Origin of the sequence: Roseovarius dicentrarchi, from assembly GCF_003316635.1 — a bacterium.
Classification (GTDB): Bacteria; Pseudomonadota; Alphaproteobacteria; order Rhodobacterales; family Rhodobacteraceae; genus Roseovarius; species Roseovarius dicentrarchi.
This window is the reverse complement of sequence record NZ_QNQP01000026.1, coordinates 1-14,777: the sequence shown is the minus strand read 5'-3', so window position 1 is coordinate 14,777 and position 14,777 is coordinate 1. Positions and strand designations below refer to the sequence as shown.

Here is a 14,777-nt window from a genome sequence, read left to right as displayed (position 1 = left end):
GTACTGATGGTCGCATTCTGGCATCAGGTCGCAGCCCATCTGGGCCGGGGAGCGCTGAAGGCCTCTCTGGACGGGTATTGCCGTCTGGAAACCGCGCATGGCGAGACAGCACTGGTGGCCGACGACGGCTCGATGATGTCGCTCTTCCGGCTCGACGGGTTCCGGTCCTTGCCGGGAGAGGAGGATGTCACCGAAGCCTGCGACCGGTTGCGGGTGGGCCTGTCGCCGTTCTTTTCCAAACCAGGACTGGCCCTGCAGTTCTGGTTCGGGCATTCGCCGGAACTTGGTAGACGCGAGGTCGAGACCATCATCGATGACAGCGCCCGCGTTGCGCGTGACAATGCGCTCGACTTACATGATCTTCTGGACGAGCGCCGCAAACTGCTCCCATCCAAGCTCTATGGCGAGCGCTGTTATCTGGCGCTGTGGACACGCCCCTCCTTGCTGACGGCGGAAGATCGCAATGCCAGCCTGAAACGGCGCACGAAAGTGCTGAATGCCGCGCCACCGATCTCGCTTGGTCAGATCCCGGATACCGCGCTTGAAGGCCTGGCAATCCGCCATGACAGCTTTGTCACGGCTTTGGGGCGCGAGTTCAATTCGGCGGGTATCGCGCTCGAACTACTAAACAATTATGAGGCACTGAACGCGATCCGCAAGATCGTGGCGCCCGACACGTTGGGTCTCAACCACCCGTGGCGCGCGACATTGCCGGGTGACTATCTCAAAGCACGACTGCCGAGCCTCGGGCGCAACATCACACGCAAAGATATCTCCAATCTCGTGTGGCCAAAGCTGTCGGAACAGATCTTCACCGACCATGCCGAGGTGATCGACAGCAAGATCGTGCGCATTGGCAACACGGTGTTTTCCGGTTTCGACATCGTGCTGCCCCCCGAAATCGTTGTGCAGTTCAATGAGCTGATCAGGCGCGTGATCGCCAACGGCACCAGAATCTCATGGCGCTGTTCTATCCTGATGGAGAGCGGAGGGTTCGCAGGGCAAATGTTTCGCGAGCAGCTGGCGCGGCTGCTGGCCTGGACCGCCCCCACACATAACGGGCGCATCAAGGAGAGCTTCGAGCGTTTGCGCCAGACCGATGGTGACGGCAACACCGTCATCCGCTGGCGCGCCTCCTTCGCGGCCTGGGCACCAGCCGACGAAGTTGGCCAGCTGCGCGCCCACGTCTCATCGCTGCAGGAGATGGTAAAATCCTGGGGCAATTGCCACACCAACGCGGTTGTCGGTGACCCGCTGGACTGCGTGATGTCGTCTGCGCTTGGCCTTTCGACCGCCTCGACCGCCGAAAGCTGCGCTGCCGACCTGTTGGACGTCCTCGCCATGGCCCCGATCGTGCGGCCCGCCTGCCCGTGGCAGCGCGGGTCGATCATCTTTCGCACCGCGGACGGCAAGCCGTTCCCGTATCAACCCGGCTCGTCGAAACAGAATGCCAGCGTCGATATCATGGTCGGCACGCCCGGCTCCGGTAAATCGGTTCTAATGAACGCGATCAATCTCGGCGTGGCGCTGTCGCCGCAATCCGGAAGGGGCGGGGACAACCAGGCGATCCTGCCGCGCATCGCCATCATCGATATCGGCCCGTCCTCGTCGGGCCTGATCAGCCTGATCCGCGACGCCCTTCCGCCGAACCGGCGACACGAGGCGATGTTCCACCGGCTGAAAATGGTGGACCGCGATGCCGTCAATCCGTTCGACACCCAGCTTTGTTGTCGAAAACCGTTTGCCCATGAACGCGCGTTTCTGGTGAACCTGATCGGGCTGATCTGCACACCTGAAGATGCCGACGTGCCCTATGACGGTGTCTCGCAGCTGGCCGAGGCCTGCGTCGATGAGGCCTATCGCTATTATTCCGATGAGGTCAGCCCGAAGCGCTATTCGCCAACCATGGATCGCCATGTCGATGAAGCGCTGAAGAAGCATCATTTCGAAGTCGATGAAGAGACCACCTGGTGGGAGATCGTCGACGTCCTGTTTGCGAAGAACGAGCATCATGCCGCAGCCCTCGCGCAACGCCTGGCCGTGCCGATCCTCGGCGATCTAATCCCGATCTCCAACGCAGAGACCGTGCGCGAGCCCTTTATCAAAATGCGGGTGCAATCGACCCAGGAACCGATGGTCGGCGCGTTCCAGCGTCAGATCACCGCCGCGATCAAGCAGTATGTGATCCTGTCGAACCCGACCCGGTTCGATATCTCGGGCGCACGCATCGTTGCCTTCGATCTGGCCGGTGTGACCGAAGCGACCGGCAAGCGCGGGCGCAAGCAGACGGCGGTCATGTACATGATGGCGCGCCAGACGCTGACGTCTGACTTCTGGCTCGACGAGGACGAGATCAAGGGTTCCGATCTGCCTGACGCCGTGCGGGCACATCATCTGCTGCGCTTCCAGAACAACCGCCAGATGCCCAAACGCATCTGTATCGACGAATACCACCTGACCGGCGGACTCGGCATCCGCGATCAGGTCGTCGCAGACGTACGGGTCGGCCGCAAGGCTGGCGTGCAGATCTCACTCGCCAGTCAGCTGATCGGGGATTTCGACCATTCGATCCGCGAACTCGCCACCAACATATTCCTCTGCAACGTGCCGACCGCCGAGAGCGTGCGCACGGTGATGGACACCTATGATCTGCCCGCCAGTCTGAAACCGGTGATCAGCCGATTGAGCGGGCCGGAGCCGGGCGAGGGCGCGCCGATCGTCGCCATCTTCAAGCTGAAATCCCAGACCTATGTGCAGCACTTCTATAACCAACTCGGGCCCATCGAACTTTGGGCGCTGTCGACAACTGCCGAAGACACGGCGTTGCGCGCGATCCTCTACGAGCGGCTCGGCAGTCCCGAGGCGCGCCACATCCTCGCCCGTCGCTTTCCGGCCGGGTCGGCAAAGGCGGAGATCGAGGCGGAACTCGAGGGGCTGATGTCTTCCGGCAAGATGCTCGACGAGTCCGCACGCTCGAACGTCATCTCCCGCATGGCCGACGATCTCGCGAAAGGGGCATTTCAATGACATTGCGCGCAAGACACAGGCGGTCACCGCTCCTCGTCTATCTGGCTGCACTGCTGGTCACGTTGGGTGTGCTGTCCGCGCTTGCCGAGGACAGTCGCGAGAACAACCAGCCTGGCGGGGATATCGCGGTCCAGCAGCTCTCCTTCGCGCGCAACGATCAACAGGCGCTGAACATCGCGCGGCAAATGTATGGTCGCGATTTTCCTTACGTGAAGGCGATCCGGGTCTGGCTGGAAACGCCGAACGACGATCCCGAGCAACTGTTCCTGAAGATCGGCAAGAGCCGCAACTGCGAGACCGAGTGCTTTAACGTCGTGCTGTTCCACAACGAGAAATGGCTCGAAATCTATCGCAGGCCCGCCGTCGACGCGCTTGGGCTGTCAGTGGTCACACCGACCGGTATGCGTTCGATCGTTGAGGACGGGCGGGTCTGGACGTGGAGCGGTCAGGCCTACACGCCTCAACCCGATCAAACGGGCATGGTGGAACGCGAGGCCAATGAGGCGGAGCTGGCCCTCGTTGGCAAAGAGTTGGGGGCAAACATCGACGAGACGACGGCGACGTCTTTTGGGCCCCCGGAGGTCAGCGTCTATGAGGTGGATGTACTAACCGGCGGGGAAAAGATCATCGTCGTCCGCTCGCCCTATTATTGCGGTCAATCATCCTGTCCCGTCTTTCTGATCAACAATCTTGGTCAATCCTACCGGATGATCCAGGCGCTTGAGGGTGTGGTCGGCCTCTCCAGAACCTTACGGGACGAGAACGGCTTTCGCGGCCTCGAGACGCTCAGCCGTGGCGGTGTGACGGTGATCTCGCCCTCGACCGGCGCAGTGATGGAGACGATCCCGACCCAGCCAGTTGCCATCGCAGGGACCGTTAAATGAGCCGTTTCCACCATATCCGGTATCTTGGCATTGCGCTCGCCCTCTGGGCTGGAACCGCCCTGGCGAGCGACTATGCCGATCTGATCCGCACGCAGGAATCTGGCGGCAACTACGGAGCCTTGAACACGCAAGGCGGCACCGCGGCAGGTGCCTACCAGATCACCGCCGGGACGCTGGCGAGCCTTGGCTATGTAAACCATATTGGCGGGTCGTACGGCAGCTGGAGCAACTACGAATGGACGTCGCTGGCGACAGGACAGGGCGTCACATCCTTGAGCGGTTTCCTGACTTCACCCGCCGGGCACGCCTTGCAGGACCAGGCCTTCGACACCCTGACGACACTCAATCTTTCGGCGCTATCAACGCAAACACTGGGGTTGGTTGGTCAGACCATCAACGACGTGACCTTCACGGAAAGCGGGCTGCTGACAGCGGCGCATTTCCTGGGGGCCGGCGCGCTCAACGACTGGGTCGCGAGCGGCTTTGATCCGACCGTGTTCCCGCAGAGCTATCTCGATGCCAACGGCTTCAGCTCCTACGCCGAGCTGCAATCGCACCTGATGAACCGCATCGGGGCCGCGTCCGACACAATGTACGCGGGCGGGACTGGTACGGGCGGCAGCTTTGCGCAGACCACAGGCTTTCCAGGCTTCGGCGCAAAACGTCCCATCCTCATTCGCGAAACACCCCCTTTCCAAGGGGAACGGACCAGTCTTGGAGGCACTCAATGACCAGACCATGCAGACATGACATGCGATACCTTCTCGGCGCAGCGCTGTTCGCGGGCATGGCCCTCGTGCATGCGCCAAAAACCCACGCTCAAGCCGATGATCAGATCCTGCAGCTCTTCCCGTCCAGCGGTCAGGGCTGCACCGACACGGTGAAGCTGAACCTCACCGATGCGATCCGATCAGGCATCGAGGCCGAAGTCCTGCGCGGCGAAGAGGCGCTGAAAAAACCGCACTCCATCGCGGCGCTTGGATGTCTCGACAACCTGCTCGACGTCAACCTCGACATCGCGATCCAGGTGCCAAACCTGCAAGGCATCTTCCAGGCGGCGGTCAGTCAGGCGCAGGGCCAGATCTGTTCCTTCGCAGAAGGTAAGATGAACGCGCTCACCGCCCAGATCACCAATCTACTCCAGCTGCCGAGTTTCAACTTCCTGCCGATTGGCGGTCTGACAGGCAATTCGACAACTTCGATTGGCGGCGTGGATCTGAACACCGGCGGCGGTCAGGTGGGGCAGGGGGTGACGCTCAACGGCACGACGGCCAGTCCGACCAATTTGGATGCGGTCTATGACCTTATCTATGGAGGCGGAAATGCCGAATAACATCCTGTCGAAAATAACGCTTGGAAAATGGATCGCGCTCGCGGTCGTTCTGGCGGTGATCGCATTCGTCTTGTTGATCCAATTCACGTCATTTCAGATCCCCAAGAGCGTGACCCAAGGCAAACCGGAACCTCAGGAACCGGCTGGAATCCAGAGCCAGGGGAGCACGGAGACGCGCACCAACCTTGATGCGGTCAACGACATCATCCGGGGCAAAAAAGGGAATGCTCGGAGCGAGGGAGTGGGAAATGACAACTGATCAACCGACGACATTTCGTCGACGTGTGATGGGGAGCGCACTGTCGGTTGTCGCCGCGGCGTGGCTGTTCACGCTTTCAACGCCGGGATACGCCTTTGGCGGTTGTTCCTGCGGCGGCGTGCAAAACATCGTCCGCAGCGCGCGGATCAACGTCAACAATCACACCACGGAGGTCGGCAACTACATCGTCGACAACATCCTGAAGGGTGTAGCGCAGCTTTCGGCCTACTCCAAACGCGAAACCGAGGCGGCAAAGCGCATCGCCGAAGGACGCGATCAGAACGCCGTCCTGCTAGAGCGCCAGAAAATCCGGGCAGCCGCCGAAGGCGGGCGCTACGATCCGGCCACTTCCGCCTGCATCGATCTCTCCGGCGTGCTGAATTTTGGCGGCGGACAGACCAGCCAGGGGGTCGGCGGCATCGACATCGCCAACCTGTCGCGTAACCGGTCCTACGGAAACGGGGCCGCGGGTGCGCCAGTCCGCTCCGGCGGTCTTGCGCTCGCCCAAGAGATCAAACTTGATCGTGACAATCTCAAAAACGTCGGCGGGTTTGCCGATCCGACATCTGACGTCCGGCTCCTGACCGAGGCCATCACGCTCGACACCTCCGACCAGCAGGTCGCACAGGCCTTCGCGCGGATGGTCAACAACATGGTCGATCCGTTGCCGCCGAAACCTGTCACCACCGAGGAAGCGAAAACACCGGCTGGCCTTGCGCGCATCGCCGCGCGCCAGATCGATGCGACACGTCGCTCCGCCTCACATGCCGTCTTCACCTATCTGGGCGACATTGCCACCCCGACCGGCGGCACGGAGCTTGCGAATTGGGCGCGAGATGCGGCCGGTCCCGCCTATCCGAATGCTGTGGGTGACAAGGTCTCCTCGCTTCAGGCGGTCGATATCTTCGTGCATTCCCGGTTTGCCAACCCCGACTGGCATCAATCCATCGCGAAAATGTCACCCGACGCGGTGATGCGGGAACTGCTGCTCACCCAGGCGCTCGATCTTCACGTCAACTGGATGCGCTTCGGTCTGGAACGCCGCGTGGCCGCGGTGGAAGCAGCCGCCCTGGCCTCGACCATAGATGGGACCGAGGGGGCGGGCGGCGGCGCCCCGCTCGGCAACTGACAGACTGGTTGATCGAACATGGCGCGCACCCAGGATGACAATGAGCCAAAAAAGAGCCGTGCAAGACGCGCGGCCGGGTTCTTCGCGCGCCGTGGTGGCATTCACAGAGCTTTCGAGGCCAGTAGGTTTGGCGCGGATTTCATTGGCGAACTTGCCGATCGGGTCCGGCCCAGAGCGCTGGATTCCAAAGGGCTGACAGGCCGTTACGATGACGGCGGGATCGAGCGGTTTCAGGAAATGGCCCGCTCCATGAGCGCGGCGCAATTACAGCGACAGTATGAAGGCTGGCGGACGCAGCAAAGCTGTTTCCAATATGCCGGGCTGGTCGCCGTGCTGGCAATCCCTGTTGGCCTCATCTTCTTTGATATCAGCCGGGTGTTTGTCATCGGGCTTGTTGCGCTCTTTCTGTTCTCAATGTTTCGGGCGGTCCGCGCCGATTTCTTCGCCTGGATCATCGAGCAGGGCCGCTTCGGCGGGTTCTACGATTACATGACCTCGCGCCTGCCACGCAACATGCAGATCATCCTCCCGCGCCGAAAGCGGGACAAATGAAAGCGATTCTGACCGTCACTCTGGCTCTGGGCCTGCTTCTGGCCTCCAGCGATGGCGGGTGGGCGCAGGCCATCAGCGTGCCGGACATCTTCAGCGGGCAGGGCGACGATCGCTCCAACACCTTCTTCAACCTGATCTTCGGAGACCTGTTCCCCGGGCCGACCGCGAACAACCGCACCGTCATCTCGCTCCTGATGTTGTCGTTCAACATCCTGTTCCTGGCGGTCGGCGGGCTCTTCCTGCTTTACAATATCTTTCAGGGGACGCTGGATTCCGCCCATGAAGGCATCGTGCTTGGCCAGAAATCGACGATCTGGGTGCCGATCCGAATCCTGACCGCCTTCGCCCTGCTGATCCCCCTCGACAATGGTTATAATGGTATCCAGCACGGCATCTCCTACGTGGTGCGCGCCGGCACCGCCGCGGGCACCTTCTTCTGGAACCAGACGGCCGATCTCATCGTCTCCGACGAAGTGCCTATCGTTGGCACCGATTACGTAGGCTCGGACGCGCGCTTCCTGCAGCAACTCTGGCGCATGGAATTCTGCCGCGCGGCCTATAACTATGAGGTTTCCAAGGGCGGCGATCTTCAACTGGTGAGCGGCGGTATCTGGTCCGACCTTGCCCCGGCCTCCGCCACCGATCTGATCGACGGATACACGCCGCAGATCCTGACCTACTCGACACCGACGATCACCAGCGCCTGCGGATCGGTGACGCTGCCGCCGGCAACAGCTGCCCTGAAACGCATCAGCCCGGCGACGAATATGGACACCATCAATACCGGCATGCGCAATTTGATCGACGCGTTGCGTACCGAAATGCGCGGCTCGGCCGAGACGGTCGTCGCGAAGATTTCGGCCCGCGACATAATCGCGCCGGGCGATTTCCCAAACCTCGCAACCATGATGCGCATGCTGCGCCAGCAGCATTCCGCAATCGTCAATCCGATCGTGAACCCGAGCGCGCTGTCCGCCCTGGTTCAGACCGAGAGTGGGACGCCGATCAGCCAGCAGATCCAGTCCATCGGGTCGGACGGGAGCGGTGCGCTGTCCGCTCCGACTGCAATTGCCGGGGATCTGAAGACGGGCGGCTGGATGATGGCCGGGTCCTATTACATGCTGATCAGCAAGATATCCGGCGACGCCAACGCGGTTGCGGGCATGTTTCCGACGGCAACGCCGGGCACGCTGATCTCGACGACGCTCAGCGGCGGAGTCCAGAACACGCTGGCGACCGAGCTCGGCAGGACCTACTGGTTCCAGAGCAATGCGGACCGCGATGCGCAAAAGATATTGGCCGGCATAGGCGCGAGCTATAATGCGAGCGTGTCGGCCTGGAACGAGGCAGCCGCCAACGCCGGGCTGCGCGAGTTCATCACAGAACGCGCCTATGCGGGAGACGATGCGTCCTCACCTGAAAACTTTCTGCCGCCGCCGACAAATCTTCTGAAAGGTATCCAGCTGCTGGCGCCGGACACGATCACCGTCGATCCGATGATCGGTCTGATGGCATATGCCTCAACGTTTCTGACCTATGCGGTCGTCGCCATCGGGGTGCTTGCAACGGCGTCGGCGGTTCCCCTGTTCGGCTCGATCCCGGCGACGCTTGCCTCTTTGACCAGCGGGTTGTTCCAGATCGGCATCTTTGCCGCAATTTTTGTCGGTTTCGTTCTGCCCTATCTTCCGGCTGTCATCTGGCTCATCGCGATCCTCGCCTTCATGCTCCTGGTGATTGAGGCCGTCTTTGCAGCGCCCCTTTGGGCTGTCGCTATGCTCTCGATGGACGGTCACGGAATTTCGTCCAACATCTCTCGCAAGGGATGGTCGCTCCTGTTGATGCTGTTTCTGACACCGCTGCTGATGGTGTTCGGGTTCCTGCTCGGCATGGTCCTGTTCCGGATCGCAGCCTTCTCACTCAACGGGATGCTGTTTGCAGCACTGAGTTCACAGATGGCGGCAGACCCAGGCGCGTTTGGGGTCTTATCTCAGTTCCTGACGATGGCGGTGCTGACCGTGTTTGTCGGCTTGCTCTACGTCGTCATCATCGATTGGTCGTTCAGCCTGATCAACGTATTTCCGGCGCGGGTCTTCAAATGGATTGATGGGATCGGCGACGATCTCGGGGCAGGAACCGCGATGACGGCGCGTGCGATTGGGGCGGGGGGAGCTTATCAAACCGGGGCTGCGGCTGGTGGCACACTTAGCCAAGCCGGCAATATCGGGTTGGCGAACAACCGCGCACGTCCACGACAATTGGGGAACAAAGCTGCCAAGGACAAGTAGCTATCGGCGAAACACGGACATCACCACCAGCGCACCCAAGCCGCCACTGTTGAACTTATGAGGCATATGCCAAGGACCACGATATCCCGCGCGGTTTACCGTCAGGTGCAAAACGAAGAGGATCGACGCCAGTTGCAGGAAATAGATCGGTTCCGAGATCAGATGCGCGGGGATCGCGACCAAGCCGTCAACAAACCCAAAATGCTCTGAACGGCTTTCCTGCCAGGCACCGGCAAACACCTCCACTGAATCCAGCATGTGAAGCATGGCGCGCCAGAAATAGATCATCAGGCCGACAGCCAACCACTGGCCACCGAGCTGGACCCAGTAGCCGATCTCGCTATGCGACTGTCGCGTCTTCTTGAACCATTTGAACATATCAAAGTATGTCACGGATGGTGCTTTCTTGCCAGCCTTTTGAAATGATATGTAACGTAATATTTAATGATATGCGTGATACTGGAACAATGACTAGAGCTTGAGCTGGCCCAGAAACCCGAGCCCGGCCTGAATAATTCCAGAGACATCCGCCGCCTTGACGATTTTGCGCTGCACCAACTGCTCGGCGGACTGCGTCATCGTCCTGGCAACCAGGTTCGGATTGGAGAGGCTGTCCGAAAATACCCCCTTAACGACGTTTACCCATTCCAGGGGAGGAACGCTCAGGAATCGATCCCGCACGCTCTGATCAAAGACCAGATACTCGCGCAGCGCGACGCGTCCTTTGCCGTCTGCAGTTTTAACCAGCCTTTGCCAGATGATGAGATTGAGCGAGGTCATCAGATCGAAGGAGCGTGCCTCCTGCTCCTCCGACGGGAACAAAAAAGCCATGCGCCGGAGCGCCTCGGTGATCGATCCCGCATGTGTCGTCGTGTTCACCAGATGACCGGTGAGACAGGCTTCGATACAGGCCTCCATGCTTTCACGGTCCCGGCTCTCACCGACATTGATGACAGCAGGCGCACGCCGCATCGCGGCGCGAACTCCTTCCGCAAAGGTGGGGATGTTGCGGCCAACACCGATCTCGGACTGGCTGATGAAGGATGCGACATCGGCGGCGTCGGTGTTGATGTCGCGGAACGTGTATTCAATGGGCGCTTGTAGATCGATGATCTTGCGAGAACGTTGCCGGTTCTCCAGATGACACCGTGTCATGGCCGCCATGGTCGTCGACTTGCCGTGACCCGTCGCGCCGGCCACGACGATGATCCCGCTCGCTGGCTCCAACCGGTCGCGCAGCTCTTCTTCGAGCCCAACGTCATCCAGGGTCGGTGTTGTGTCGGGCAGGGCGCGCAGCGTGATCTGTACCCCGTTGGTGCCGAACCTTTGCTCACCTGTCGCATTCACGCGGAACCTCTGACTCCGTTTGCGATCGATTTTCTTCTCATAGGAAAAATCCAATGGCCGCCCCGCGCTCACCAGGGACATCGCGTCATTTGCTGACCACAGATGCGCCAGCATCGCCTGAACCTCGGTGATCAGCAGGCGACGCCTGGTGGCGAGTTTCTGATCACCGTGCAGCTGAACCCGCATCCTCAGGTCCGCGCTGATATTGATATCCGAGGCTCCCTTCATCGCGGCTCCGACAAGAAAGTGGTCAAACGCAGACAGATCACTGTCGAACCGATTTGGCTCATCCTTCAGGATCGTGACCTCAGCTGCCTTCGGATCATCAGGCTCGAGAGCTATTCGGTCCAGATCGATCATTTCGTCACCGCATAGCGCCTCTGCAATGGTTTCCACTGGCTGGGATCGCGCACAAAACGGGCGGAACTGACAATCTTGACCCGGCGCTCACCGATGAAGAGTTCGTCCCCGTCGCCGGCGGAGCGTCGTTCGCTGGATTGGATCACCAGTTCCATGACCAGCCCGGCCTGAACCATTCGGCGATATTCAACCATGCCCAAATAGTCACGTTTCAGCCTTGCGAAGTTGAGTGCGAGCGCCTCGTCAGCCTGTTCGACACCGGCCTGCCAGCCTTCGGCGGCGAAGCGGTCAAACACCTGCTTTTCCTCTTTATCTTGCGGCAGGAAATCATCGTCGGGATCGCTCGCCTCTTCGAGTGAGATAACAAGGTAGTCGCGCCAGGTCGGCACAATCGTGACAATCCGACCGGGTATCTCGAGACGGTAGAATTCGTCGGCGGCCACTGCGGATTGCCCGCTCTCATCCACATTGATGGCGGCGGTGGCGCGGCTGACAACGGGGGGGAGGATATATCCTGTCTCTCTCGGCGCGCTGTAGGAGACTCTGTTGAAATCAAACGTTCGGGACAGCTTTGGGCTGTCGCGTTCCAACTGCCGCATGACTTCCCAGACGCGATGCTGGTAGCCGGCCTGCGCCGAATAGGAGACGGCAGCTTCGCGCAACAGATCGTAGCGCTCGTCCTCCACCGAAGTCTCGTAATTGCCGCGCCGGGTGCGCGCGCTGAATTCAGCGAAATCGGCCGGGGGCCGGTTCGAGCGATATTGATCAGGTCCACCGATGAAGATCGGATCCGGCTCCTGAAGTTCGGAAGCCAGCGGCTTGAGATTTTCGCACCCGGCTAGGACAAGGACAGCCAGAAGCGGCACCAGCGGTTTGCGAGAGAGGCGCATCATACTTCCGTGTCCTCGATATGTGGCACCGGACTTCGTTCCGGCCTGCTGTAGATGATCGTCATGGTTTTTGAGCGCTGATCGACAACCAGCCCGGCGCGCGCCTTGCCTTGAAAGAACGCCTCGCGCAGCGCGCCCATGACGGGCAGGTTGCGTTGGACCAAGGTGATCAGAATCGGCGCGCCGGGTTTCTCGCCTTGGGCGATGACCCGATATCCGGTCTCGAGCGCCATCCTGGAAACGAAGTCTTCGATCGGGCCGGTGAAGGCGGACTGCACGACGGTCATCAGGCGTTCGTCCGTCACGTGATCCGGGTTCTTGAGGGTCGCGGTGCCTGTCGCGTAGGGTTCCAGAACGCCGGTATAGAGACCAGCGTCGCCAATCTCGCGGTCCACCATTGACGTTTCCGCCTCTATGAGGGCGGACAGGCTGGTACTTTCAGGCTCTCTGGCAACCGTGCAGGCGGCGGCGCTCAGAAGCACGAAGTTCAAAAATATGTTCTGGGCCAGTCGCATCCACGTCCCCATCGTTCGTCCCGTTTATCGGTGAGTTGATCCAAACCCTGTTACTTAGGTATCGTTATATATAATGATATAAGAGCACGACGAACGGCAACTTCATAGGTGAGCATCATGGAGCCAGACCCATTTGAGGATATTGCGCGAAAACTTGCCACTCTTGCCGCAAAACCCGACACCAGCTTTGCGCTGCAACAATATCTTCAGACGTCAGCTGATCGCGACATTGTCGATGTCATGAACGAAATCGATTGTCTGGCGCGCATCCTCGCTGAACACGCGCCAGTAGAAAGGGAGCCTTAGCCCCCGATCCTTTTGACCGGAATGCCCAGCTTGCGGGCTTTGTCGACGAGGTTCTCGTGAATGCCGGAGCCGGGGCAGGCGATGATGCCTTTCGGCATGGTCTTCAGGAGTTGATCGTTGCGCTTGAAGGGAGCCGCTTTGTTGTGGGATTTCCAGTCGGGCCGGAAGATCACCTGGGTGACGCCACGGTTCTCTGCCCAGAGGCTTGCGATACGTTCTGCTCCGTTCGGTGTGCCGCCATGCAGCAGGATCATGTCCGGATATTTCTCCTTTGAGCCGTCGAGGATGGTCCAGATCGCATCATAATCCTGATAGTCGCCGCCGGTGAAGGCGATGCGGGTGCCCTCAGGGCAGTGGATTTCGTTCTTCTTGCGGCGTTCCGCGGAGAGGAAGTTACGGCTGTCGACCACCGAGGCTGTGAGGTTCTTGTGCGATACCCGCGATCCTGATCTTGGCATCCAGATCGAACTGGTCTCCGTGTGGAAATGGGCGGCTGAGGCATCCCGCATCGCCTCGTAGGCGTCCCGGTGCTCGACAAGTTTTTGTCCACGGTCGATCTTGCGCTCCAATTCCAGGCTTTTGACCTCTGAGCCGTCCTGGCATCTGACCAGGTCGCGCTGTTCGCATTCATTCTCATCGAGCTGGCGCTCAAGGCGCGTCAGGCGGCGATGAAAGATGTTGGTGAGCGACCAGAGCATCTCTTGCAGATCCTCTTCGAGCTGTGTGTCGGCGAGAAGCATGTGGCTTGCCTCGACCATGGCGGTTATGGCGGCCTCGGTCTGGTCCTCTTCGGGCAGGGGGCGGTGATCATGTTCGTCTGCGGGGGGTGTCGCGCCGTAAAGGGCGAGGGTGTCGAGGACGCTGGCTGTGGCGCTTGAGGCGGGGGTGACGGTGGAAGAAGCGAGGGTCATGGGCTTGGGTCCTTTTGTTGGCTTTGGGTTTCGTCCTGATCCGATTTGGATGGGGCGATAACAGGACCGTCAGCAGCCCGGCCGCACCCGGAGGGCCGTAGCGCAGCGCAGGACGGGCAGGGCGCGGAAATTTGTCCCGCGAGGAATGGGCGCCCCGCGCCCAGGGGAAATTTCCGGGGCATGGCCGTTGCGGGTGGGATGAGGGCGCCTTTGCGCCCGACCTGTCGGTCCATCGACCCGGACATCCAAACGGAACAGGGCGTCAACGCCGCGACTCAAAGGGCCGCGCCCTGTCCCTCCCTTCCTTCCGGCATCCCGCCTTACGAGGGCCAGAGATCATGCTCGGAGACTTTCGTGCCGATGAGGGCTACCAGCCGTCGACGCATTTCCGTGACGCCGCCCGTCGTCAGGTCCAGGTTGAAGTCGTCCCGCTCCGGAGTCAGGACAACCGGTTCGATCCCGTCCGCATCGGCGCGATCTGCAAGGCAGAATGCGGCGCGCGCGCCGGTCTTGTCATTGTCGCGCGCGATCCAGAGGCGCTGGATCGACGATGGATAGTTGAACGCGGCGAGATGGTTTGCTGTCAGGCAGGAGGCCAAAGCCGCCCTTGGCAGCGCCGTGCCGACGGACAGGGTGTTCTCTAACCCTTCGCCGGCGAGAAGATCGGTGCAATCGGCCCATTTGCCAAACCGGATCGCGTTGCCCTGCAGGCGTCCGAGCACACGTTTGGGGGCCTCGATGTCGGCCAGACCGCCTGTTTCGGCGTCGAGAAAGATGCGCGAACATCCGGTGACCGTACCCGCATTGTCGGTGATCGCCGCAAGGAGTGCCGGGATTTCCAGACGTGTCCCATCTGCGGGTTTCGCTAATTCCCGGACACGGATTTCAGTAATTCCCGGACACGCGTTTCGGTAAATCCCGGACAGGGATTTCGGTAATTCCCGGACAGCTCCGGGGGCCTTGGGTACGGTTGGTCATC

At 60.6% G+C, this 14,777-nt stretch carries 15 protein-coding genes; 9 read left to right on the top strand and 6 right to left on the bottom strand.

The genetic code is table 11. The annotated features are described in order from the left end of the window. The first annotated feature begins 6 nt into the window (after positions 1-6). From DQ230_RS14735 to DQ230_RS14700, 8 genes are all read left to right on the top strand, one after another. Positions 7-3,027, top strand: coding sequence for a hypothetical protein (locus DQ230_RS14735; RefSeq protein WP_113913370.1), 3,021 nt, complete (start codon positions 7-9; stop codon positions 3,025-3,027). Then, positions 3,024-3,911: a hypothetical protein gene (locus tag DQ230_RS14730; protein ID WP_113913369.1), complete on the top strand. Its 888-nt coding sequence runs from the start codon at positions 3,024-3,026 to the stop codon at positions 3,909-3,911. The genes DQ230_RS14735 and DQ230_RS14730 overlap by 4 nt, the downstream gene beginning before the upstream one ends. Beyond that, on the top strand, positions 3,908-4,642 hold the full coding sequence (locus tag DQ230_RS14725; protein WP_113913368.1) for a hypothetical protein: 735 nt from the start codon (positions 3,908-3,910) through the stop codon (positions 4,640-4,642). The genes DQ230_RS14730 and DQ230_RS14725 overlap by 4 nt, the downstream gene beginning before the upstream one ends. A 20-nt stretch (positions 4,643-4,662) precedes the next feature. Next, the gene (locus tag DQ230_RS14720) at positions 4,663-5,244 is read left to right on the top strand and encodes a hypothetical protein (protein ID WP_113913367.1); all 582 of its coding nucleotides are present in this window, start codon (positions 4,663-4,665) and stop codon (positions 5,242-5,244) included. Beyond that, positions 5,234-5,503, top strand: a complete 270-nt coding sequence (locus tag DQ230_RS14715) for a hypothetical protein (protein WP_162497460.1) — start codon at positions 5,234-5,236, stop codon at positions 5,501-5,503. Before DQ230_RS14720 ends, DQ230_RS14715 begins: the two co-directional genes overlap by 11 nt. Continuing rightward, positions 5,493-6,632, top strand: coding sequence for a hypothetical protein (locus tag DQ230_RS14710; RefSeq protein ID WP_113913365.1), 1,140 nt, complete (start codon positions 5,493-5,495; stop codon positions 6,630-6,632). Before DQ230_RS14715 ends, DQ230_RS14710 begins: the two co-directional genes overlap by 11 nt. 249 nt (positions 6,633-6,881) lie before the next feature. Next, entirely contained in the window at positions 6,882-7,184 is a 303-nt protein-coding gene (locus tag DQ230_RS17135) for a hypothetical protein (RefSeq protein WP_162497459.1), read from the top strand. Then, on the top strand, positions 7,181-9,469 hold the full coding sequence (locus DQ230_RS14700; protein ID WP_113913363.1) for a DotA/TraY family protein: 2,289 nt from the start codon (positions 7,181-7,183) through the stop codon (positions 9,467-9,469). Before DQ230_RS17135 ends, DQ230_RS14700 begins: the two co-directional genes overlap by 4 nt. On the opposite strand, the gene DQ230_RS14695 is transcribed toward DQ230_RS14700, so the two are convergent. The 4 genes from DQ230_RS14695 to DQ230_RS14680 all read right to left on the bottom strand — a co-directional run bounded on the left by DQ230_RS14695 (position 9,470) and on the right by DQ230_RS14680 (position 12,581). After that, on the bottom strand, positions 9,470-9,862 hold the full coding sequence (locus tag DQ230_RS14695; RefSeq protein WP_162497458.1) for a hypothetical protein: 393 nt from the start codon (positions 9,860-9,862) through the stop codon (positions 9,470-9,472). A gap of 78 nt (positions 9,863-9,940) precedes the next feature. Further along, entirely contained in the window at positions 9,941-11,176 is a 1,236-nt protein-coding gene (locus DQ230_RS14690) for a type IV pilus twitching motility protein PilT (protein WP_113913361.1), read from the bottom strand. Further along, the gene (locus DQ230_RS14685; RefSeq protein WP_203228084.1) at positions 11,173-12,069 is read right to left on the bottom strand and encodes a type IV secretory system conjugative DNA transfer family protein; all 897 of its coding nucleotides are present in this window, start codon (positions 12,067-12,069) and stop codon (positions 11,173-11,175) included. The genes DQ230_RS14690 and DQ230_RS14685 overlap by 4 nt, the downstream gene beginning before the upstream one ends. Beyond that, the gene (locus tag DQ230_RS14680) at positions 12,066-12,581 is read right to left on the bottom strand and encodes a DotD/TraH family lipoprotein (RefSeq protein WP_162497457.1); all 516 of its coding nucleotides are present in this window, start codon (positions 12,579-12,581) and stop codon (positions 12,066-12,068) included. The genes DQ230_RS14685 and DQ230_RS14680 overlap by 4 nt, the downstream gene beginning before the upstream one ends. Positions 12,582-12,698: 117 nt before the next feature. Between DQ230_RS14680 and DQ230_RS14675 the strand changes: the two genes are divergently transcribed. Continuing rightward, positions 12,699-12,887 carry a hypothetical protein gene (locus tag DQ230_RS14675; RefSeq protein ID WP_162497456.1) on the top strand — a complete coding sequence of 63 codons (189 nt, stop codon included), beginning with the start codon at positions 12,699-12,701 and terminating at the stop codon, positions 12,885-12,887. Here the strand turns inward: DQ230_RS14675 and DQ230_RS14670 are convergent. Together DQ230_RS14670 and DQ230_RS14665 are read right to left on the bottom strand one after the other, a co-directional pair. Then, on the bottom strand, positions 12,884-13,798 hold the full coding sequence (locus DQ230_RS14670) for a DUF2493 domain-containing protein (protein WP_113913358.1): 915 nt from the start codon (positions 13,796-13,798) through the stop codon (positions 12,884-12,886). The genes DQ230_RS14675 and DQ230_RS14670 overlap by 4 nt on opposite strands. A 320-nt stretch (positions 13,799-14,118) precedes the next feature. Beyond that, positions 14,119-14,682, bottom strand: a complete 564-nt coding sequence (locus DQ230_RS14665) for a toprim domain-containing protein (protein WP_420820894.1) — start codon at positions 14,680-14,682, stop codon at positions 14,119-14,121. Between the last annotated feature and the right edge of the window lie 95 nt (positions 14,683-14,777).